This is a genomic window from Devosia sp. (assembly GCF_028290625.1).
Taxonomy (GTDB): domain Bacteria; phylum Pseudomonadota; class Alphaproteobacteria; order Rhizobiales; family Devosiaceae; genus Devosia.
The window spans coordinates 225,581-245,416 of sequence record NZ_JAQGJM010000009.1 but is presented as its reverse complement, the minus strand read 5'-3'; the positions used below and the strand labels follow the sequence as shown (position 1 = coordinate 245,416).

At 62.7% G+C, this 19,836-nt stretch carries 20 protein-coding genes; 6 read left to right on the top strand and 14 right to left on the bottom strand.

Annotation, left to right across the window (positions count from 1 at the left end):
• Positions 1-72 precede the first annotated feature (72 nt).
• Positions 73-1,326: a multidrug effflux MFS transporter gene (locus JWR51_RS04860; RefSeq protein ID WP_299744405.1), complete on the top strand. Its 1,254-nt coding sequence runs from the start codon at positions 73-75 to the stop codon at positions 1,324-1,326.
• 2 nt (positions 1,327-1,328) lie between these two features.
• Here JWR51_RS04860 and JWR51_RS04855 read toward each other — a convergent pair whose 3' ends face one another.
• The 3 genes from JWR51_RS04855 to JWR51_RS04845 form a co-directional block, all read right to left on the bottom strand.
• A complete protein-coding gene (locus tag JWR51_RS04855) occupies positions 1,329-1,952 on the bottom strand; it encodes an ATP-dependent Clp protease proteolytic subunit (protein WP_299744402.1) in 624 nt (207 codons plus the stop codon).
• Positions 1,953-2,140: 188 nt separating this feature from the next.
• Entirely contained in the window at positions 2,141-2,479 is a 339-nt protein-coding gene (locus JWR51_RS04850) for an SRPBCC domain-containing protein (RefSeq protein WP_299744399.1), read from the bottom strand.
• The gene (locus JWR51_RS04845) at positions 2,476-2,790 is read right to left on the bottom strand and encodes a metalloregulator ArsR/SmtB family transcription factor (RefSeq protein WP_299744396.1); all 315 of its coding nucleotides are present in this window, start codon (positions 2,788-2,790) and stop codon (positions 2,476-2,478) included. Before JWR51_RS04845 ends, JWR51_RS04850 begins: the two co-directional genes overlap by 4 nt.
• Positions 2,791-2,911: 121 nt before the next feature.
• Between JWR51_RS04845 and JWR51_RS04840 the strand changes: the two genes are divergently transcribed.
• On the top strand, positions 2,912-4,120 hold the full coding sequence (locus JWR51_RS04840) for an aminotransferase class V-fold PLP-dependent enzyme (RefSeq protein WP_299744393.1): 1,209 nt from the start codon (positions 2,912-2,914) through the stop codon (positions 4,118-4,120).
• 136 nt (positions 4,121-4,256) lie between these two features.
• Here JWR51_RS04840 and JWR51_RS04835 read toward each other — a convergent pair whose 3' ends face one another.
• The 9 genes from JWR51_RS04835 to fabF all read right to left on the bottom strand — a co-directional run bounded on the left by JWR51_RS04835 (position 4,257) and on the right by fabF (position 13,168).
• Positions 4,257-5,075: an inositol monophosphatase family protein gene (locus JWR51_RS04835; protein ID WP_299744390.1), complete on the bottom strand. Its 819-nt coding sequence runs from the start codon at positions 5,073-5,075 to the stop codon at positions 4,257-4,259.
• Positions 5,072-5,941, bottom strand: coding sequence for a tRNA 2-thiocytidine(32) synthetase TtcA (ttcA, locus tag JWR51_RS04830; protein ID WP_299744387.1), 870 nt, complete (start codon positions 5,939-5,941; stop codon positions 5,072-5,074). The genes JWR51_RS04835 and ttcA overlap by 4 nt, the downstream gene beginning before the upstream one ends.
• 70 nt (positions 5,942-6,011) lie before the next feature.
• On the bottom strand, positions 6,012-7,088 hold the full coding sequence (locus tag JWR51_RS04825; RefSeq protein WP_299744384.1) for a putative transporter: 1,077 nt from the start codon (positions 7,086-7,088) through the stop codon (positions 6,012-6,014).
• Between the two features lie 362 nt (positions 7,089-7,450).
• Positions 7,451-8,068 (bottom strand): 30S ribosomal protein S4, encoded by a 618-nt coding sequence (gene rpsD, locus JWR51_RS04820; protein ID WP_299744382.1) that lies wholly within the window; start codon positions 8,066-8,068, stop codon positions 7,451-7,453.
• 160 nt (positions 8,069-8,228) lie between these two features.
• The gene (locus tag JWR51_RS04815) at positions 8,229-9,494 is read right to left on the bottom strand and encodes an MFS transporter (protein WP_299744378.1); all 1,266 of its coding nucleotides are present in this window, start codon (positions 9,492-9,494) and stop codon (positions 8,229-8,231) included.
• A 153-nt stretch (positions 9,495-9,647) separates the two neighbouring features.
• Positions 9,648-10,451 carry an RNA methyltransferase gene (locus JWR51_RS04810; RefSeq protein WP_299744375.1) on the bottom strand — a complete coding sequence of 268 codons (804 nt, stop codon included), beginning with the start codon at positions 10,449-10,451 and terminating at the stop codon, positions 9,648-9,650.
• 64 nt (positions 10,452-10,515) lie between these two features.
• Positions 10,516-11,112 (bottom strand): GNAT family protein, encoded by a 597-nt coding sequence (locus JWR51_RS04805; protein ID WP_299744372.1) that lies wholly within the window; start codon positions 11,110-11,112, stop codon positions 10,516-10,518.
• 123 nt (positions 11,113-11,235) lie between these two features.
• On the bottom strand, positions 11,236-11,817 hold the full coding sequence (locus JWR51_RS04800) for a GNAT family protein (RefSeq protein ID WP_299744369.1): 582 nt from the start codon (positions 11,815-11,817) through the stop codon (positions 11,236-11,238).
• Between the two features lie 67 nt (positions 11,818-11,884).
• Positions 11,885-13,168 carry a beta-ketoacyl-ACP synthase II gene (gene fabF, locus JWR51_RS04795; RefSeq protein ID WP_299744366.1) on the bottom strand — a complete coding sequence of 428 codons (1,284 nt, stop codon included), beginning with the start codon at positions 13,166-13,168 and terminating at the stop codon, positions 11,885-11,887.
• Positions 13,169-13,336: 168 nt separating this feature from the next.
• Between fabF and JWR51_RS04790 the strand changes: the two genes are divergently transcribed.
• The 3 genes from JWR51_RS04790 (at position 13,337) to JWR51_RS04780 (ending at position 15,895) form a co-directional block, all read left to right on the top strand.
• Positions 13,337-14,548, top strand: a complete 1,212-nt coding sequence (locus JWR51_RS04790; RefSeq protein WP_299744363.1) for an NADP-dependent isocitrate dehydrogenase — start codon at positions 13,337-13,339, stop codon at positions 14,546-14,548.
• A gap of 93 nt (positions 14,549-14,641) precedes the next feature.
• Positions 14,642-15,049 (top strand): DUF6855 family protein, encoded by a 408-nt coding sequence (locus tag JWR51_RS04785; protein ID WP_299744361.1) that lies wholly within the window; start codon positions 14,642-14,644, stop codon positions 15,047-15,049.
• A 117-nt stretch (positions 15,050-15,166) separates the two neighbouring features.
• On the top strand, positions 15,167-15,895 hold the full coding sequence (locus JWR51_RS04780) for a DUF2807 domain-containing protein (RefSeq protein WP_299744358.1): 729 nt from the start codon (positions 15,167-15,169) through the stop codon (positions 15,893-15,895).
• Positions 15,896-15,952: 57 nt separating this feature from the next.
• Here JWR51_RS04780 and JWR51_RS04775 read toward each other — a convergent pair whose 3' ends face one another.
• Both JWR51_RS04775 and JWR51_RS04770 read right to left on the bottom strand, forming a co-directional pair.
• Positions 15,953-17,629 (bottom strand): VWA domain-containing protein, encoded by a 1,677-nt coding sequence (locus JWR51_RS04775; RefSeq protein WP_299744356.1) that lies wholly within the window; start codon positions 17,627-17,629, stop codon positions 15,953-15,955.
• 172 nt (positions 17,630-17,801) lie between these two features.
• Complete coding sequence (locus tag JWR51_RS04770; protein ID WP_299744353.1) at positions 17,802-18,614, bottom strand: class I SAM-dependent methyltransferase; 813 nt, start codon at positions 18,612-18,614, stop codon at positions 17,802-17,804.
• A gap of 228 nt (positions 18,615-18,842) precedes the next feature.
• Here JWR51_RS04770 and JWR51_RS04765 point away from each other — a divergent pair, with 228 nt between their 5' ends.
• The gene (locus JWR51_RS04765) at positions 18,843-19,775 is read left to right on the top strand and encodes a DMT family transporter (RefSeq protein ID WP_299744350.1); all 933 of its coding nucleotides are present in this window, start codon (positions 18,843-18,845) and stop codon (positions 19,773-19,775) included.
• Positions 19,776-19,836 lie beyond the last annotated feature (61 nt).

The following is a 19,836-nucleotide window of genomic DNA, read 5'->3' as shown; positions in this document are numbered from 1 at the left end:
AACCATCCAGCCGGGTTCAAGGTCCGCGCCATATTGCGCTGCCTCCCCGGCCGCCCTTTTCGAGTTTCATACATGTCCAGCCACTTGACGCGGGTTCTTTCCCGTCCCGAATTCATTGCCTTGATGGCTGCCCTGATGGCACTCAACGCCCTCGCCATCGACGTCATGCTGCCCGCTTTGCCTTACATGGGCGAGGCCCTCGGCATCTCCAGCGAGAATGAGCGCCAGTTCGTCATCACCGCCTATATGCTGGGCATGGGCATTGCCCAGCTCGCCTTCGGCCCGCTATCGGATCGCTTCGGCCGCCGTGCGCCCCTGTTCATCGGCATTGCCGTCTATATCGCGGCCGCTTTCGCGGCGGCCTTCGCGCCAAGCTTCGCCATCCTGCTCGCTTTGCGCTTCACCCAGGGCGTCGGCGCCGCCGGCACGCGCGTCATCGCCACCTCGATCGTGCGCGACATGTATTCGGGCCGCGCCATGGCCGAAGTCATGTCGCTGACCTTCATGGTGTTCATGGCCATCCCGATCATCGCCCCCGGCATTGGCCAGCTCCTGCTGCTCACCGGGCCGTGGCACTATATCTTCCTGTTCATGGCCGGCCTCGCCACCATTTTCGGCCTCTGGGGCTTCTTCCGCCTGCCCGAAACCCTAGCCATCGGCAATCGTCGCCCGCTGACCGTCAAGGCGGTCACCGACGGCTTCCGCATCGTCTGCACCAACCGCGTCGCCTTTTCCTACGGCCTCGCGGGCATGTTCCTGTTCGCCGCCTTGTTCGGCTTCATCAGCTCGGCCCAGCAGGTCTATGTCGATATCTATGGCCTGGGCGTCTACTTCCCCGTGGCCTTCGCCGCCATGGCCGCGCTGATGTCTATGTCGTCCTTCACCAATTCGCGCATCGTCAGCCGCCTCGGCATGCGCCGGCTCTCGCATTTCGCCGTGCTGGTCTACACCGGCGTCGCCGCCATCTGGCTCGGCCTCTCCATCGCCGGCTTCATGCCGCTCTGGCTGTTCTTCCCGCTGCTGGCGATCATCATGTTCGCCTTTGGCTGGGCCGCTTCGAACATGAACTCGCTCTCGATGGAGCCGCTCGGCGCCGTCGCCGGTACCGCCTCCTCGGTGTTCGGCTTCATCCAGACCGTCGGCGGCGCGCTGATCGGCAGCTTCATCGGCCAACAGTTCAACGGCACGGTCGTGCCCGTTGCCGCCGGCTATTTCACCATGGGTGTGCTGACGCTGATCTGCGTGCTCGTCGCAGAACGGGGCAGGCTGTTTGGCGTGGGCACGGAATATGCCCACACCGATATGAGCAGCCACGCGGCGCACTGAGTTCAGTCGGGGCGGCCTGCCGCCTCGACCTCTCCCCGGTCGGCATAGACGTGGTCGACAATGCCCCAGGTCTTGGCCTCTTGCGGCGTCATGAAGTTATCGCGCTCCAGCGCCGCCTCGACCTCCTCGTAGGTCCGTCCGCAATGCTTCGAATAGAGCGTGTGCATGCGGCGCTTCAGCCGCTCGCTCTCCTGGGCGTGGATCATGATGTCGGTTACCTTGCCCTGATAGCCCCCGCTGGGCTGATGCAGCATGATGCTGGCATTGGGCAGGCAGACCCGGCTTCCCGCGGCCCCGCCCATCAGCAGGAAAGAGCCTGCCGACATCGCCATGCCCATGCATAGTGTGCCCACCGGCGCCTTGATGAACTGCATCGTGTCATACATGGCGAGCGCCGAGGTCACCACGCCACCGGGCGAATTGATGTAGAGGCTGATCTCCTTGGCCGGATTTTCAGCCTCCAGAAACAGCAACTGCGCGCAGACCAGCGAGGCCATATTGTCCTCGATTTCGCCATTGACGAAAATGATCCTCTCCCGCAGCAGCCGCGAGTAAATATCGAACGAGCGTTCCCCCCGGCTCGATTGCTCCACCACCATAGGGACGAGTTGCATCATGTCGCGCATCGGCGATCTCCGTTTAGAAGTTGAGTTGAAATTCATCGGGCCCTAGTCGGGAGGAGCTAGACGCCCCCTCCCCACCGCCCTTCCCTCGGGCTTGACCCGCGGGCCAATCGCCGCCCACACGGTGCTGATAGAGGCCCCCGGATCAAGTCCGGGGGAAGCTCGGTGTTTGCGGCAGATTCGAGCGCGGCCTAGGCCGCCATCAGCATCGCGCTGCTATTGCCATTCGCCGCCACCGGCAGCGCCATCGGCGCATGCGTCAGCCGGAACCACGTCCCGCCATCGGTCATCGGCGTAATCTCGAACGTCACCATGCTGTCCTCGGCGCCCACGATGGCGCCCTGCCCGCTTTCGCGCCATCGATAGGTTAGCGACTTGTTCTCTTCCGAATTCACCACCGCCAGGTCGATCTTCTCGGCGCTCGGTTTGAGCCACCGCTCCAGATATTCCGGAATGCTCAGCGCCCGCCAAACCTTTTCGACCGGCGCGTCCAGCGCGCATTCGAACACCAGCGCGTCCTCGTCCGTCATTGGTCCATCTCCTTGAGCAAATCCTTGAGCGCATCGATCCGCTCCGGCCAGAAGGCACGATATCGGCCCAGCCACGCATGCAGCGGCGCCATGCCCTCGGCGTCCACCCGATAATGCGCAAACCGCCCCGCGCGCCGCTCACTGATCAGTCCGGCCCCGCGTAACACCGCCAGATGCTGGCTCATCGCCGGCTGCGAAATGGCAAAGCCCTCGCGCAGTTCCGTCGCCGTCATCTCGCTACCGGCCAGCCGTTCGAGCACCGCCCGCCGCGTCGGGTCCGCCAGCACTTTGAAAATCTCTGCTTCGCTCATGGCAACACATAAGCACAGACTTATGCGTCGCGCAAGCCTCCCCGACGGATCCCAATTTCACCCATGGTCAGAACGCGCTACAGCTTGATACAGCTAAGGAATCACCGGCGGAGACGACGACATGGCCTATGTATCGGGACGTACCTATCTGGCCATTCCCGGTCCCTCCGTCGCCCCCGATCGCGTGCTGTCGGCCATGCACCGCGCCGCGCCCAATATCTATGAGGGCGAAATCGTCGAGATGACCCACGGCATCGTCGCCGATCTCAAGCGCGTCGCCCTCACCACCCAGCATGTCGCCATCTACATCGCTAACGGCCACGGCGCCTGGGAGGCCGCCAATGCCAACATGTTTTCGCGCGGTGACCGGGCGCTGCTAGCCGCCACCGGCCGTTTCGGCCATGGCTGGGCCGAGCACGCCAGCCGCATGGGCATCGACGTACAGATGATCGATTTCGGCAAGAATTCACCCGTCGATCCCGCCCGCATTGCCGAAGCACTCAAGGCCGATAAGGATCACACCATCCGCGTGGTCTTGATGACCCATGTCGACACCGCCTCGACGGCCCGCAGCAATATCGCTGCCGTCCGCGCCGCCATGGATTCGACAGGTCATCCGGCGCTCCTGGCCGTCGACGCCGTCGCCTCACTCGCCTGCGACGAGTTGCGGATGGACGAATGGGGTATCGATGTGGTCGTCGGCGCCAGCCAGAAGGGCCTCATGCTGCCACCCGGCCTCGGCTTCCTCTGGTTCTCAGACAAGGCGCTGGAAGTCTCAAAAACGTCCGATCTCGCCACCCCCTATTGGGACTGGAAGCCGCGCGGTACCGGTACCGAGTTCTGGCAATTTTTCGGCGGCACCGCCCCAACTCATCACCTCTACGGCTTGCGCGAATCTCTCACCATGCTGCTGGAGGAGGAAGGCCTGCCCAATGTCTGGCGCCGTCACGAAACCCTCGCCAGCGCCGTCTGGGCCGCTTTCGACGCCTGGGGCACGACGGGCGGCATCAGCCTCAACATGGCCGATCCGAACGCGCGCGGCCGCTCCGTCACCGCCGCCCGCATCGCCAACGGCGGCGCTGGTGCGCTGCGCAAATGGCTCGAAGCCGAAGCCGGCGTGACCCTCGGCATCGGGCTGGGCATGGCCCTACCCTCCGATCCCGCCTACGCCGATTTCCTCCGCGTCGCCCATATGGGCCACGTCAACGCCCACATGACGCTGGGCGTCCTCGCCACCATGGAAGCCGGTATGCAGGCGTTGGGCATTCCGCATGGCTCGGGCGCATTGGAGGCAGCGGCGGGCGCGATCGCTAAGGGCTCTCGCCGATAGCCCCACCTACCGGGTCATCCCCGCGCAGGCGGGGACCTCCGTTACCCTTACTTCAGTTAGAAAACAGAGGTTCCCGCCTGCGCGGGAATGACTCTGTGAGTGCTGAACCGGCCGATGACTCCCGCCCTGCCAACTCCTAAACCGTAAACACCTCACGGCGCAGTGTTTCCCAGCTCTCCCGGTCACTCGCCACCAGCAAGCCGCCGCCACGATGCTCAGCTAGATACGGCTGCCCATCGAGTCGCGCCACATGCCCGCCGGCCTCGACGCTGATCAGTGTTCCGGCCACATGGTCCCACGGCATCAGCTTGTTATAAAATAGGTAATTCAGATGCCCGCCCGCCGCCATGCGGTATTCCTGCCCCGCACAGCGGAAGCTCGATGACACCCGCACCTTGGCCAGATTGGTCAACACCCCGGCCCGCTGCTCCAGCGGCAGATAGAATGGCGATGCCATGCCGGTCATCTGCTCGAGCGGCAGTCCCGCAGCGAACTGCTGCCGCACCGTCGAGCCATCCGGCCGCCGCAACCACGCCCCGCTGCCCTTTTCGGCCAACACCCAGTCGTCACCCATCGGATCGTAGATGATACCGGCGACCGTTTCGCCCTTCACCACCACGCCCGCCATCACCGCGAACAGCGGCACTCCGGCGGCGAAGTTGGCGGTCCCGTCCACCGGGTCGACAAAGATCGCGAGGTCCGCGCCCACGGACCGGTCCAGCACCGACGCATCGGCGGACACGGCTTCCTCGCCCACCACCATCGCCTCGGGCCAAAGCTTGTTGATCGCCGCCGTAATCACGCGCTCGGCTTCCGTATCGGCCTCGGTCACGAGGTCGATGGCCTCAGTCTTCTCGTGCACCATGCTGGCGTCCAGCCGGCGGAACCGCGGCAGAATCTCCGCGTGAGCCGTTTCGCGTAACAGCTCGGCCAGCTTAAGAATATCCACGCTCACTCAGTCGTCCTCCGGTCGAGCAGTCCTGCAAAATCGAACAGCTTGGGGTCCAGCAAATGGCTGGCATTGACGTTCCCTAGCGCACGGATCATGACATCCTTGCGACCCGGCATCCGCTTTTCGATATCGCCGAGCATCGCCTTCATCGCATTGCGCTCCAGCCCGTCCTGGCTGCCGCACAGATCGCAGGGGATGATTGGAAACGCCATCGCGTCCGAGAATTTTTGCAGGTCGTCCTCGGCGCAATAGATCAGCGGCCGCAATACCTCCACGGTGCCCTCATCGTTCAGCAGCCGCGGCGGCATCGCCGCCAGCTTGCCGCCGTGGAACAGGTTCATGAAGAAGGTTTCGAGGCTATCGTCGCGATGATGCCCCAGCACCAGCGCCGAGCAGCCCTCCTCCCGCGCGATGCGGTAGAGGTTCCCCCGCCGCAGCCGCGAACACAGCGAGCAATAGGTCGCCCCCGCCGGCAGCTTGTCGGTGACGATGGAATAGGTGTCCCGATATTCGATGCGATGCTCGATCCCCAGCCCGGTCAAAAACTCCGGCAGGATATGCTTGGGGAAATTCGGCTGCCCCTGGTCGAGGTTGCACGCCAAAAGCTCAACCGGCAGCAGCCCGCGCCATTTAAGATCGAGCAGCAGCGCCAGCAGCCCATAGCTGTCCTTGCCGCCCGATAGCGCCACCAGCCACTTTTCGCCCGCCCGCGCCATGGCGAACTTCTCGATCGCCTCGCGTGTATTGCGGATCAGCCGCTTGCGCAGCTTGTTGAACTCCACCGATCGCGGCGCCCCCGCATAGATCGGATGCGCCCCGCCCTCGGTTTCGGTCTCCAGCTCGGTATCGACAGCAAGGACTTGGCTCATGGATATTGGCCTTGTGGCAAGAAAAAGGGCGGCAATGCCGCCCTCTCCTACACGATGACATCGCCCGGCGCTATTCGGCCGGCAGCGGCGACGGCTCTCCCACATCACTGACATCGTGGCCCGTATCGTAGCGATCGAGATTCGCCTCGAACTCATGCAGGCGCTTCCAGATCGAGCGCAACTCGGTCAGCGTCGTCCAATTGTTGAGAATGAGCCCGAATGCGCCATCGACGCGGCTATAGGCGTCGCTCACCTGGTTCAGCAGGCCGAACGTTACCGCGCCAGTGAACATACCCGGCCCCACCATCAACAGCGGCGTCAAGCTCGTCACCTGCCCATAGAGATTGGACCAGAGGTCGAAATAACCATAGTGCAGATACAGCCGGTGATAGTTGACCTTGATGCCGACAAACAGCGAAAACAGCGTCTCGGGCTGCGCATGGCCGATCTTGTCGTCCTCGCCCAGCACCAGTTCCTTGCGGAACGCGGCCTCGACCTTCTGGTTGTTGTATTCGAGACCCGGCAGGAACCAGCCCACGAACCACGAAATCACCATGCCGCCAATGGTGATGCCTACCGAGGCCCATACGAGCGATCCCGGAATATCGCGGATGATCGGCAGGTCGACCTGGGCGCTGAGCGCCCACAGAATCGGAATGAAGGCAATCAGCGTCATGACGGCGCGCACGATCGAAAGCCCCAGGCTCTCGACGATCGAGGAGAAGCGCATCGCATCTTCCTGGATACGCTGCGACGCCCCCTCGATCTCATGCTCCACCTTGCGCCAGCGGGGAATGTAATTCTCGGTGATCGCCTGCCGCCAGCGGAAGCCATAGAGCCGGGTCACATAACTGGTCACTGTCGCCAGCAGCACATAGGGGATGGCGATCCACATGAAGCTGGATGGCATCGGCAGTGTGATGAAGCCAAGAAAATTATGCGGCGCCAGCTCGGGCTGGAAGATCAGGGCCCAGAATTCGGAAATGTTGTGCTTGGGCGCTTCCTGCAACAATGTATAGAACTTGTTGTACCAGCCATTCAGCAGCACCGTCATCTGCACCTGCAGATAGATTGACAGGATCAGGAACGCGCCACCGCCATAGGCCCATGCCGCCCACTTCGGGTTACGAAAGAAAGATCTGAGCATAGTGGCACTCCAACCCGCAAATCCGTTGATCGGGATGGGTCATCCGTCACAAAAAATTACGAGGTCTTCAAGGCCGGAGTTTCATTCTTACCAAAATGTAACTGACACCGCTTGAAAGGCGCTCTTGGGCACCCCGTTCCTGTTCAAGAGACGGCATGCGCCAACAAGCAAAAAGCCGCCCCTAGGGGCGGCCTTTTTCAATTCCGTAGCTTGCACCGGAAAACCCGTATGGAGTTTTGTTCCGGTGAGTCAGCTGGCGTGGTCTTCGAGAACCGGAGCGGAACGTACGTTTGGTACGTGAGCACCGGAAGCGGAGAAGACCGCGCCAGATGGCCGCCGGAGTGGAAACTCCGGGCGGGTTTTTAACGCGAGTAGAATTCGACGACCAGATTCGGTTCCATCTGGACCGGGTATGGCACGTCCGACAGCGACGGCACGCGCACGAAGGTGGCGGTCATCTTGTTGTGGTCGGTCTCGACATATTCCGGAACGTCGCGCTCGGCGAGCTGCACGGCTTCGAGCAGCACGGTGAGCTGCTTGGAGCGGTCGCGCACTTCAACCTTGTCGCCAACCTGAACCTGATAGGACGGGATGTTGACGCGCTTGCCGTTGACCAGGATATGGCCGTGGGAAACGAACTGACGGGCAGCGAACACGGTCGCCACGAACTTGGCGCGATAGACGATCGCGTCCAGGCGGCTCTCGAGAAGGCCGATCAGGTTCTCGCCGGTGTCGCCCTTGACGCGGGCGGCTTCGGAATACAGGCGCTTGAACGCCTTCTCGGTGATCGAGCCGTAATAGCCCTTGAGCTTCTGCTTGGCGCGGAGCTGCAGACCGTAGTCGCTCAGCTTGCCCTTGCGGCGCTGGCCGTGCTGGCCGGGGCCATAGGCACGGGCATTGAGCGGGCTCTTCGGACGGCCCCAGATATTCTCGCCAAGACGGCGATCGATTTTATGCTTTACTGAACTGCGCTTCGACATCGCGTATCCTTTTCAAAGGTCGAAAAACGGATCGCGCCCTCCTCTGCCATCCGGAAACCGGATGACCGACAGATCCCAAATATTCAGGAGATCCCGGGTGCGCCTAAGGGCCATAAAGCCCGGATAGGTGGGCGCGTGATAAATGTGTGACGACCAGAAGTCAAGCGCTGCCGGCCAATGGAGCGTCCTGGACCATTTTCTTATCGAGCGTCTTCTGCTCGCGCAGGCCGGGGAAAATCCGGCTCCACACCACCGCGATCAGGATCGAGCCAAATCCGCCGATTACCACCGCGGGCACCGGCCCGATCAGCGACGCCACCGTGCCGGCGCGGAATTCGCCCAGCTCGTTGGAGGCGCCGATGAAGACGCTGTTGACCGCATTGACCCGGCCGCGCACCTCTTCGGGCGTCCAGAGCTGCATGATGGTCTCGCGGATGGTCACGCTGACCATGTCGCAGGCGCCCACCAGCGCCAGCGCGGGAATCGATACCCAGACCGAGGTCGAAAACCCGAACAGCACCGTGAAGGCGCCGAACAATCCAACGAACAGGAACAGCGTCTTGCCCGCATGATCGCGGATCGGGAACCGCGTCAGTAGCACCGCCATGACGATGGCCCCGATTCCCGGCCCCGCGCGCAACAGCCCCAGTTCCTGCGGCCCGGCATGCAGAATATCCTTGGCATAGATCGGCAGCAGCGCCACCGCGCCGCCCATCAGCACCGCGAACATGTCCAGCGAAATGGCGCCCAGCACCACCTTGTTGGAAAAAATATAACGGAAGCCGGCCAGCATCGTCTCAATGCTGGTCGCCTGATGAGACTCGCGCTGCACGGGCTTCGGAATCAGCACCACGCAGACCATGGCGATCGCCAGCAGGGCCGCGCCGGTGCCGAAGGCAACCGTTGGTGCCATGCCATACAGCAGGCCGCCCGCCGCCGGGCCCATGATCGAGGCAAACTGCCAGGCCGAGGCGTTGACAGTGATGGCGTTGGCCAGCGCGCCGGGCGGCACCAGGTTGGGCGCCAGTGATTGCGCCGCCGGATTCCAGAAGGCCCGCGCCGTGCCGAGCGCCACCAGAATGGCGAAGATCGGCCAGACTTCGTGGGCTCGCGCGTTTGCGAACGCCAGGAATCCCAACGCGCAGGCCAGTTCCACGCCCAGGCAGATCGTCATGATCAGCCGCCGGTTGAACCGGTCGGCCGCCAGCCCCGTCACCAGCAACAAGATTAGCGCTGGCGCAAACAGCGACAGCCCCACAAGGCCCAGCAGGAAAGCGCTGCCGGTCACGTCGTAGATCTGCCAGGCGATCGACACCGACATGATCTGAACCGCAAAACTCACGGACAGCGTGGTCAGCCAGAAAAACCGGAAGCCGATATAGGAAAAAGCCAGCTGGCTTTTGTCTTTTGGGGCGGTCGTGCTCATGGCACAAGCCCATGGCACGGGCTTTTGTCGCAGTCAAAGGCGGAACCGCTCAAATGCGTCTCGTGCATTCGATTCCGAGAGCAAGCGGCGAAAAGGTGGCTACCGGCTTTTCGCCAACAAGCTTGCGGCGACAAGGACCTAGAGCCGAAGGTTCTAGGTTTTGTCGCTTTGCGGCTTCTGCCGGTTGGGATTGGGCCGCTCATGCTTGCGGTCGATGGATGAAATCACCCCCCGCAGCGTGCGGATTTCCTGGCTGGTGAACTGCCCCCGCGCCAGCATGGTGCGCAGGTTGTTGACCACCGTCGGCCGCTTGTCCGGCGCGGTGAAAAATCCCGAGCGATCCAGCGTGTCCTCCAGATGCCCGAACAGCCCCACTAGCTCCTCGCGCGGCGCCGTCTCGGCCATGGTGTCGCCAAACGGCAGAGCACTGCCCGCGGCACTGTGCCGCCGCCACTCATAGGCCATCAGCAGCACCGCCTGGGCGATATTGAGCGAGGCAAAGGCCGGCTCCACAGGAAGCGTCACGATCGCGTCGGCCAGCGCCACTTCCTCGTTCAATAGCCCCCAGCGCTCGCGCCCGAACAGCAGGCCCGCGCCATGACCAGCGCCAATATGGGCCGCCAGTCGCGTCGCCGCCTCATCGGGGCCGAACACCGTCTTCTGCAAATCGCGCGACCGCGCCGTCGTGGCATAGACCAGCGTCAGGTCGCCGATCGCCTCTTCCAGCGTCTCGAAGACCCGTACCCGCTCCAGCACATGGTCGGCGCGAGAGGCGGCGTTGATGGCTTCTTCATTGGGCCAGCCGTCGCGCGGCCGCACGAGCCGCAGGTCCCACAGTCCGAAATTGGCCATGGCCCGGGCAGTGGTACCGATATTCACACCAAGCTGCGGCTCACACAAAATCACTGCCGGGCCCGGCGCTAGAACGATCTCGATCGATGAATCTGTACCAGCCATGTCGCCTCATCCTGCGGATAGAGGCGCACATAGCGCATTTGCCGATGCCAACGCAAATGGATGGCTAGGCTACCCGGTGGCGCGGCGGGAGGTCCTTGACCTTGGCCGACCGCTGCCATTCGCGGTCCAGGACGGCGAAGTGCAATTCCTCGTCCCACTCGCCCTGGAACAGCGCATGTTCGCGATAATGGGCCTCGAGCCGCATGCCCATCTGCTGCAGCAGCTTGATCGAATGATGGTTGCGACCGTCGCAGCGGGTGAAAATCCGGTGGATGCGATAGTGATCGAACGCCAGGTCGAGCAGCGCCGAAATCGCTTCATTGGCATAGCCTTGCCCCGAATAGCTTGGGTTGATGACGAAGCGGATTTCACCCTGGCCCGCCGTCGCGTCAGACCAATGCAGCGACACATGCCCGATGATCTGCTGGTCGCCCAGGCGCACCATGGCCAGCGTCAGCGTATCACCCGGCCGCTGCAGGCTGACATGCCCCCGCATGATGTTGAGGGCCGCGGCAACCTCGGAGCGATCGCGCGTTCGGCTGAACACATAGCGCTGCACTGTTGGTAATGCATGGTAGGCGGATACGCCCTCAATATCGCCACGCTCGAATGTTCGCAGGATCAAACGATCCGTCTGCACCGGTAGAATTGAATTAGCCATGTTGGAACGATCCTCCCGCATATCGTCGCAAGCCCAAGTCGAGAACGCGACCTCGGCTGCGGAAGTTCCTGCTGCGCTTGGGAATAACTTGCTAATCGGCGAGGCCGGTATCGATACCAAAAACTAGCGGCCGGCCCCTCCGTCAGCCCGCCCCTGCCATTCCCGGCGCAGGATGGCGTAGATGAATTCCTCGTCCCACTCGCCCTTCACGATAGAGTGCTCGCGGAAATGCGCCTCCCGCCGCATGCCCAACCGCTCCATCAGCCGCGATGATGCCAGGTTACGCGCATCGCACCGCGCCATGGCCCGGTGCATGTCGCCGGGGCCGAAGGCCAGGTCCAACAAGGCGCGAGCCGCCTCGGTGGCGAAGCCTTTGCCGTGATGGTCCGGGTTGAAAATCCAGCCGAGTTCGCATTGCCGCGCCTCGACACTGCGCCAGATCAGCGACACTTCGCCGATGAGCTGGCCCGTTGCCTGCTCGTCGACCGCGAGGATGATCTTGTCGTCATTGGCTTCGAGCGCCACCTGCCCGATGCGCTGCTGCACCGCCAAGGCACATTCCTCGCGACTCAGCGCCACGTCGAACAGATAGACGGCGACATCTTCGCGCCGGCGATAGGCGTATACGGCCTCGACGTCGCCCCGCGTGAACGGCCGCAACCGCAGCCGTTCCGTCAGCACCGGATAGTCCGGATAAAGCGCCATGCGGGCCCCTCTGTGTCGCGACGCACTTTTGCCAGTGCGCCGCGCAATTGCAAGGGCCGCCGGAGGGTTAGGCTACGCGGCTGAACACCAGGGCGGCATTGACGCCGCCAAAGCCGAAGGCGTTGACCAGCACATGGCGCAAATCCTTGGCCTTGGCCTTGTGCGGAACGAGATCGAACCTGTTGGCCGCCTCGTCGGGCTCGTCCAGGTTGAGCGTCGCCGGCACCGTGCTGTTGCGGATCGCCTCGACGGCAATGATCGCCGCCAGCGCGCCAGCCGCGCCGAGCAGATGCCCGGTCGCCGACTTGGTGGCGCTGACCGCCAGATCCTTGCCCCGCCCCGCGAACAGTGTGCCGATCCCGGCGATTTCCGCAGCGTCGCCCACTTCGGTCGAGGTGGAGTGCGCGTTGACATAGTCGATATCGGCCGGCGTCAGCCCGCCCATCTTGAGCGCATTGCGCATCGCCGTCATCGCCCCGGCGCCGTCCGGCGAGCCGGAGGTCAGGTGATAGGCGTCCGCCGACGTGCCATAGCCCGACAGCACCGCCAGCGGCGTCGCACCGCGTGCCTTGGCATGGCTGAGCTTTTCGATCACCAGGATCGCCGCGCCTTCAGACAGCACAAAACCATCGCGCTTGGAATCGAACGGCCGCGAGGCCTTGGTCGGGTCGTCGTTGAACGCCGTCGACAGGGCGCGCGACGCACCGAACCCGCCGATGGAGATGGGATCGACCGAACCCTCGGCGCCGCCGACGATGGCCACGTCCGCTTCGCCAGTCATGATCAGCCGCATGCCATCGCCGATGGCCTGGGCTGAAGCCGCGCATGCCGTGACTGGCGCACCCAGCGGGCCCTTGAAGCCGTATTTGATCGAAATCCAGCCCGCCGCCAGATTGGCCAGGAACGACGGCACCGTGAACGGCGACAGCCGCCGCGGCCCGCGCTCGGCAATCAACTGCGCGGCCCGGGCCATTACCGGCGAGCCACCCACGCCCGAGCCGATGATCGTCGCCGTAGCGCCGCGCTCTTCGTCGGTCTGGGGGTTCCAGCCGGACTGGGCAATCGCCTCAGCCGCCGCGACCATGCCGTACTGGATGAACAGGTCCATCTTCTTGATGTCCTTGGCGTCCACCGCCACCAGCGGATCGAACCCCTCGGGGTCCTTGTCCTTGGTCGGCACCAGCCCGGCGATCCGCGCGGTATAATCGGTGGTATCGAAGCGGTCGTTGTGCACGATCCCGCTCTTGCCGGCGATCAACCGCTCCCAGTTTGTCCTTACCCCCACGCCTAACGGGGAAACCACGCCCATGCCGGTCACAACGATCGGATCGGCCTTGTCGGGGATAAGCATCAAATCTCCTGTAAATCATTCTCAGCGTCGCGCATGTAAGCGAGCACTGCGGCAACATCAAGTTAGCATGGCCCCATGCCCGCGCCAGCCTTTGCGCTTTCCCACAGCGATGCTATACGGGCGCGAAGCGGGCCGAGGGCCTTTTGCAGGATTTCAGGGAGCTATTGAATGAGCAAAATCAAGGTCGCCAATCCGATCGTCGATCTCGACGGCGATGAGATGACCCGCATCATCTGGCAGGCGATCAAGGATAAGCTGATCCATCCCTATCTCGATCTGCCGATCGAATATTACGACCTGTCCATCGAAAGCCGTGACGCCACCAACGACCAGATCACCATCGACAGCGCCCACGCCATCCAGAAATACGGCGTCGGCATCAAATGCGCCACCATCACCCCCGATGAGCAGCGCGTCGAGGAATTCAAGCTCAAGAAGATGTGGAAGTCGCCCAACGGCACCATCCGCAACATCCTGGGCGGCGTCATTTTCCGCGAACCCATCATCTGCAAGAACGTCCCGCGCCTGGTTCCCGGCTGGACCCAGCCGATCATCATCGGCCGCCACGCTTTTGGCGATCAGTACCGCGCCACCGATTTCACCTTCCCCGGCAAGGGCACGCTGACCATCAAGTTCACCGGCGAAGATGGCAAGGTCATCGAGCACGAAGTGTTCCAGGCCCCCGGCGCCGGCGTGGCCATGGCGATGTATAACCTCGACGCCTCGATCCGCGATTTCGCCTATTCGTCGTTCAACTACGCGCTCGACCGCGGCGTGCCGTGCTACCTCTCCACCAAGAACACCATCCTCAAGACCTATGACGGCCGCTTCAAGGATATCTTCCAGGAGATCTACGAGGCCGAATTCAAGGAAAAGTACGAAGCCAAGAAGATCTGGTACGAGCACCGCCTGATCGACGACATGGTCGCCTCCGCCCTCAAGTGGAGCGGCGGCTATGTGTGGGCCTGCAAGAACTATGACGGCGACGTGCAATCCGACATCGTGGCGCAGGGCTTTGGCTCGCTCGGCTTGATGACCTCGGTTCTGGCCACCCCCGATGGCAAGATCGTCGAGGCCGAGGCCGCCCACGGCACCGTGACCCGTCACTACCGCCAGCACCAGGCCGGCAAGGAAACCTCGACCAATTCCACCGCCTCGATCTTCGCCTGGACCCGTGGCCTGGCCCACCGCGCCAAGCTCGACGACAACGAAGCCCTTCGCAAGTTCGCGCTGACCCTGGAAAAGGTCACCGTCGACACCATCGAGGAAGGCAAGATGACCAAGGACCTGTCCCTGCTCGTCGGCCCCGATCAGCCGTGGCTCTCCACCATCGGCTTCCTCGACGCCATCGACCAGAACCTGCAGAAGGCCATGGCGTAAGTCTTTCGCATTCGGTTTCCAGGGCGGCGCACTGCGCCGCCCTTTTTGTTTCATGCCAATTTGCTAGAGTGATGCCTCATAAGGGAGGCGGACATGGCTCAAGGCAGTGGCACCAAAGACGATCCGTGGCTTCTCAAGACCCCGCCCGGAACCTCGGACATCGTCCTCTATCGCGCCCCCGACGCCACGCCACCTGCTTTGGTCTGCATCGCCGGCGGCACCGAGCTGCGCTACCATTTGCGCGCCATCGAAGACTATCACGCCATGCTCAAGGCCCATGGCGATTGGATGGAACTGGGCAATGCCGACGAGCAGAAGCCCGCCAAGGAGGGCACTGTCGAAGCCTGGGCCCGCTCGGTAGATAACCCGGTCGGCGGGTGGTACGGCATCAAGAAGGGCCTGCGCGGCCGCTTCGCCAATTACGTCTCGCCGGTGATGGAAGTCCTCGGCCTGGTTGAACTTGAGCACAGCCCGCGCAACAATCGCGTCCGCGCCATCTGAGGCACGCCCCTCATCACGCCGGCGTGAAAACCTTTCGTCCGCGCCCTTGCGGCCGGCCATTCCGCCTCCGATATCCGGCACTGGTCCATCGCCGGGCCAGCTTCGAGGGAGGCCATCTTGCGCCAGATTCTAAGACTTGCTCTCGCCGGTTCGATCGTCCTGACTATGGTCGGCAGCGCCATGGCCGAGAGCCGCGACTTCGATTTGACGGGGTTTACCAAGCTGGACATCCATACCGGCATCAATGCCACGGTCACGCTCGGCGATGCTTTTTCTGTCCATGCCGAATCCGCCAACAAGGACCTGCTCGACAAGCTCGAAGTCACCCTTGAGGGCGACACCCTCTCCGCCAGCGTCGATCAGAATTTTCTCGATTTCATCTTCAACGGCGGCGTGGTCGGCCAATTGCTTGGCGCCAACAATCTCACGCTGACCATCACCCTGCCCACCCTGACCGCGGTCAGCGCCAGTTCGGCCGCCGACGTCGATGTGACGGGGGCCAAAGGCGATCTCGATATCAACGCCTCGAGCGGCGCGGACCTGTCCATCGCCGGCGCAGCACTCGGCGCCGTCCGCGTGGATGCCTCCAGCGGCTCGGACGTAAGCCTGAGCGGCACCTGCACCAGCCTCACCGCCCAGACATCGACCGGTTCGGACCTCAAGGCCGCGGACCTGAAATGTGCCAGCGCAGCCGTCGATGCGTCCAGTGGCGGCGACGTTTCCGTGTTTGCCAGCGCCAGCATCAAGGCCAATGCCTCGAGCGGCGCCGATATCACCGTGGCCGGCAAGCCAGCCGAACAGGCCGTGGATAGCTCAAGCGGCGGCGACATCACCATCGAGGACTGACCCAACGAAAAAGGGCGCCCCGTCAGGAGCACCCTTCATTCTCGCATAGAGGCAGACCTATTTCTTCTTGCCTGCCGGCGCCGGCTCGGTCAGCGTGACCTCGTTGCGCTGTCCGGCCACAATCGTCACCGGCGTTTCGAAGTCCGTCCCCGCCGCATCGCGGCTCAAGATCACATAGTCGCCTGCTTTCAGCGTCGTTTCGAAGCTGGGGCCATAGCCATAATCAAAGCTTTCGCGATTGCCCTTGATGTCCTTGGTGGCGCTGAACAATTCCACATAATTGTCGGCCGGTGTCGTCACTGCGAGCACCCCGGCATCGAGCACAATGGTCACATCGGTCTTCTCGGCGGTTTTGACGCTGAACGGGATCTCGCCCTTGGTGCCGTCCAGGTCGTAGGTCACGACATAATCGCCCTGCGCCAGATCGAAAGTCTGATCACCGCCATAGCCGTAAACCACCGACTTGCGCGTGCCATCCAGCGCCTTCTTAGCTTCGAGCACTTCGAGATAGATGTCGTCCTCGACCGGCTGGCCCTCCACATATTCCGACTGGAACTGGGCAATGCCGGAGCCGACGACGATGTCCTTGTCCACCGTCTCGCCGGCCGCCGCGGTGAAGCTGTCCACCACCTTGGCCGCCCCGATGCTGACATTGAGCGTGATGTCCCCGGCCGGCACCACGGTATCGACTTCGCCATAAAACGTCGTCTGGTCCTTGGGCCACACCACATTGACCGTGGCGTCACTATCCACATCGGCGCCTTCACTGGGCCGCGGATGCACCTTGAGCACCGCCGCGTCGAGCACGAAATGCGGCTCGGCCACGGCGCCGGCCTTGATCGTCACGCTCTGGCTGGCCGTCGCATAACCCATGGTCGCGGTCATGATATAGTCGCCGGGCTCAAGCGTGCCCTTGAAGGTCGAATAATAGTCGGTGCCGACATACTCGCCCTGGCCGCCATCGGCCGCCACCTTGTACCAGGCCCAGACCACGTCGGCCGCGTCGTCGACGATGTCAGGCCCGCCCTCTGCCAGCGAGGCGCTCGGCTTGAAATTATAGTCGGCAACCGCCGGCTTCGGCTCGGGCGCAGGTTCGGGGGCGGGCTGCGCCACCTCGGCCACAGTCGCCGTCAGCGCCTGCACCAGCGAGGCGCCATCCTGCGCCGAGAGATACTTGCCACCGGTGTTTTCCGCCAAGCACGCCACCTGCTTGCCCTCGTCATCCGACAGGCCAAAGCCCAGCACATGGACGGTGAAGTCAACGCCCTTCTGCTCCAGTTCGGTCCCTAGCGCGCAGGGATCAACCTCGCAGGTCTCCAATCCATCGGTAATCAAAATCACCGTGGATTTCTCCTCGGTATACTTCAAATCTTCGGCCGCCAGCCGCACTGCGTCCGACAGCGGCGTCATCCCCTTGGGGTTGATATCCGCCACCGCCGCCTTGATCGCCTCCGCAGTCCCCGCCGCCGGCTCGACCAGCATTTCGATATCGCCGCAATTGCCTTTCTCGCGATGCCCGTAGGCCATCAGCCCGAGCTCGATGTCCGGCGACAGCGTGGACAACACCGAATCCAGCGTTTCGCGCGCAATGGTAATGCGCGCCTTGCCATCGATCTGCGCCCACATCGAGCCCGACGCATCGAGCACGATGATCGCCCGCTCGGCGGCCATGGCCGGCATCGCCAGCCCCAGCACCGCAACCGCGCCGACGAGAATTTTGTGAAGTAACCGCATGACCGACGCCCTCCATTGGCCTTGTCTGTAGAAAGACTGTAGTGCCGTCCGCAATTCACAGCATGCGTCGGCTGACGCCAAACTGAACACATCGTTCAGAGAGTACTCAAACTCTCAGAGATTTATGAAACTTGATCGGCGTCGCGGAAGCCAGACCGAGATATTCCAAGACCTAGACCACAGCCACGATGACGTGTGCCTGAATTTTGGCCGCAACCGCGCCGTGGCCATGCTTGTCTGCGATCACGGAGGCGACGTAGTCGGTTGCAGCGTCCAGTTTCCCCGCCTCTCTGGCCTCGATTTCGGTGCGAAGAACAGTTCCTTGGCAATAGGCAACCGCCGGAATGCGCGGCGATGACGCGCGGCTTTGTTCGGCTCTCATCTCGATCGTCACACGGGCGAAACCTGCGTCCTCCAACTCGCGACGGATCAGTGACGTGTCGTGGTAGCCGTGCGGCGTGCGTGCCAGAAAACGCGGCGGATCGTTTGGAAAAAGCTCCGCGAGAGCATTCGTCACGTCATTGGCAAATACATTCTCCTCGATACGGTCCCATACGTTGAATAGGAAATGTCCTCCGGGCCTCAGGACACGCTTTGCTTCGCGGTATGCAGATGAGCGATCGGGGAAGAACATCGCGCCGAACTGACAACACACGAGATCGAATGTCCCATCTTCAAACGGGAGCGCCTGAGCGTCCGCCTGGCGCCATTCGATACGACTGTCCGGCGCTTGCCGCGAAGCGGCATAGTCGAGCATAGGCTGGTTGAAGTCGGTGACCACATAGCGTGCGCCGGCGGGCAGTTCCGGCGCCAATGCGCGGGTGACAATCCCGGTCCCCGCAGCGGTTTCCAAAACAGCGTTCGGCGACAGGAACGCTGCCCGTCGTGCAAGATCTGCGGCGAACGGCTCGAAAATCAAAGGTACCATATAGCGGTCGTAGTTTTCCGGAATCGAGCCCGCGAATACCTTGTCCGTTTCCAACATTGCTATCACCCGCCGTCGTTTGATCGCTCGCTACACTAGCATATATTTGCCTGTTCCGGATTGTTTTCGGCCGCCTGCCGTCTACCACCAACTATCTGGCGTTCGTAAAACTTGGATCAATTCGGATTTGGCTGCGCTAATGAGCGCACGCCCAGTTTTCCGGTCGACGCCAATGGCCGTGCCCACTAGGCTGAAATCCTCCTGCTTATTCCAGCCATCGGTAGTCTCATGCCCGTCGGGGTCCTGTTCGCAATCGGCGCCTATTCGATCTATTCGGGCGGCGATGCCATCATCAAAGGCTTCGGCACGACCATCAGCGTCTTCGAAATCGGCTTTTTCGTCGCCCTGTTTTCCCTGCTGCCGGCCATATTCGCCAAGCCAAAGGCCGAACGCTGGCGCGACGCATTTCACCTGACCCGGCCCGCCCTGGTGCACCTGCGCTCATTCAGCGGCGTCATGTCCTCGCTGCTGGTCACCTACGCCTTCGTCCATATCCCCTTCGCCGAAACCTACTCGCTGGTCTTCATGATGCCGCTGTTCATCACCATGCTCTCGGTGATCCTGCTCAAGGAGAGCGTCGGCTTCACCCGCTGGGCCATGCTGCTCATCGGCTTTTGTGGTGTTATGCTGGTCGTGCGCCCCGGCTTCCGCGACCTCGAACTCGGCCATCTCGCGGCCCTGGCCTGCGCCGTCTTCGGCGCAACCTCCACCACGATCCTGCGCGTCGTTGCGGGCGACGAGAAGCGCGTCAGCCTCATCGCGCTGCCCGCGCTCTATCTCATCGTCGCCACGGGCCTGCTGATGCTGCCCGGCTTTGTCATGCCCAGCCCGGCCCAATTCGCCCTGCTGGCCCTCAGTGGCAGCCTTGTCGGCATGGGCCATATCCTGCTGATCGCCGCCACCCGCAACGCGCCCGCCAACCAGATCGCGCCGATCCAGTATATCCAGATTCTCTGGGCCATCGGGCTAGGCTCGTTCTTCTATTCCGAGCATCCCGACGCGCTGGCCTATGTGGGCATGGCGATCGTCACCCTGTCCGGCCTGATCAATGTCCTGCTCGATGGCGCCCGCGCCCGCATCGCCGGCCGTTATGCCGAATATCGCGCCCGCCAGGGTACATCGCCGACCGACATCGCCGAGGTTCAGGGACCGGAAATCTAGCGCCACCAACAGCTTCGTTCTCGACGCCGTTGCCACGATCTTGTATGGTAACGCTTATCCC

Excerpts from the sequence above, each read along its gene's own strand:
- JWR51_RS04860 (WP_299744405.1), top strand. The coding sequence starts at position 73 with ATGTCCAGCCACTTGACGCGGGTTCTTTCCCGTCCCGAATTCATTGCC.
- JWR51_RS04855 (WP_299744402.1), bottom strand. The coding sequence starts at position 1,952 with ATGCGCGACATGATGCAACTCGTCCCTATGGTGGTGGAGCAATCGAGC.
- JWR51_RS04850 (WP_299744399.1), bottom strand. The coding sequence starts at position 2,479 with ATGACGGACGAGGACGCGCTGGTGTTCGAATGCGCGCTGGACGCGCCG.
- JWR51_RS04845 (WP_299744396.1), bottom strand. The coding sequence starts at position 2,790 with ATGAGCGAAGCAGAGATTTTCAAAGTGCTGGCGGACCCGACGCGGCGG.
- JWR51_RS04840 (WP_299744393.1), top strand. The coding sequence starts at position 2,912 with ATGGCCTATGTATCGGGACGTACCTATCTGGCCATTCCCGGTCCCTCC.
- ttcA (WP_299744387.1), bottom strand. The coding sequence starts at position 5,941 with ATGAGCCAAGTCCTTGCTGTCGATACCGAGCTGGAGACCGAAACCGAG.
- JWR51_RS04825 (WP_299744384.1), bottom strand. The coding sequence starts at position 7,088 with ATGCTCAGATCTTTCTTTCGTAACCCGAAGTGGGCGGCATGGGCCTAT.
- rpsD (WP_299744382.1), bottom strand. The coding sequence starts at position 8,068 with ATGTCGAAGCGCAGTTCAGTAAAGCATAAAATCGATCGCCGTCTTGGC.
- JWR51_RS04815 (WP_299744378.1), bottom strand. The coding sequence starts at position 9,494 with ATGAGCACGACCGCCCCAAAAGACAAAAGCCAGCTGGCTTTTTCCTAT.
- JWR51_RS04810 (WP_299744375.1), bottom strand. The coding sequence starts at position 10,451 with ATGGCTGGTACAGATTCATCGATCGAGATCGTTCTAGCGCCGGGCCCG.
- JWR51_RS04805 (WP_299744372.1), bottom strand. The coding sequence starts at position 11,112 with ATGGCTAATTCAATTCTACCGGTGCAGACGGATCGTTTGATCCTGCGA.
- JWR51_RS04800 (WP_299744369.1), bottom strand. The coding sequence starts at position 11,817 with ATGGCGCTTTATCCGGACTATCCGGTGCTGACGGAACGGCTGCGGTTG.
- fabF (WP_299744366.1), bottom strand. The coding sequence starts at position 13,168 with ATGCTTATCCCCGACAAGGCCGATCCGATCGTTGTGACCGGCATGGGC.
- JWR51_RS04790 (WP_299744363.1), top strand. The coding sequence starts at position 13,337 with ATGAGCAAAATCAAGGTCGCCAATCCGATCGTCGATCTCGACGGCGAT.
- JWR51_RS04785 (WP_299744361.1), top strand. The coding sequence starts at position 14,642 with ATGGCTCAAGGCAGTGGCACCAAAGACGATCCGTGGCTTCTCAAGACC.
- JWR51_RS04775 (WP_299744356.1), bottom strand. The coding sequence starts at position 17,629 with ATGCGGTTACTTCACAAAATTCTCGTCGGCGCGGTTGCGGTGCTGGGG.
- JWR51_RS04770 (WP_299744353.1), bottom strand. The coding sequence starts at position 18,614 with ATGTTGGAAACGGACAAGGTATTCGCGGGCTCGATTCCGGAAAACTAC.
- JWR51_RS04765 (WP_299744350.1), top strand. The coding sequence starts at position 18,843 with ATGCCCGTCGGGGTCCTGTTCGCAATCGGCGCCTATTCGATCTATTCG.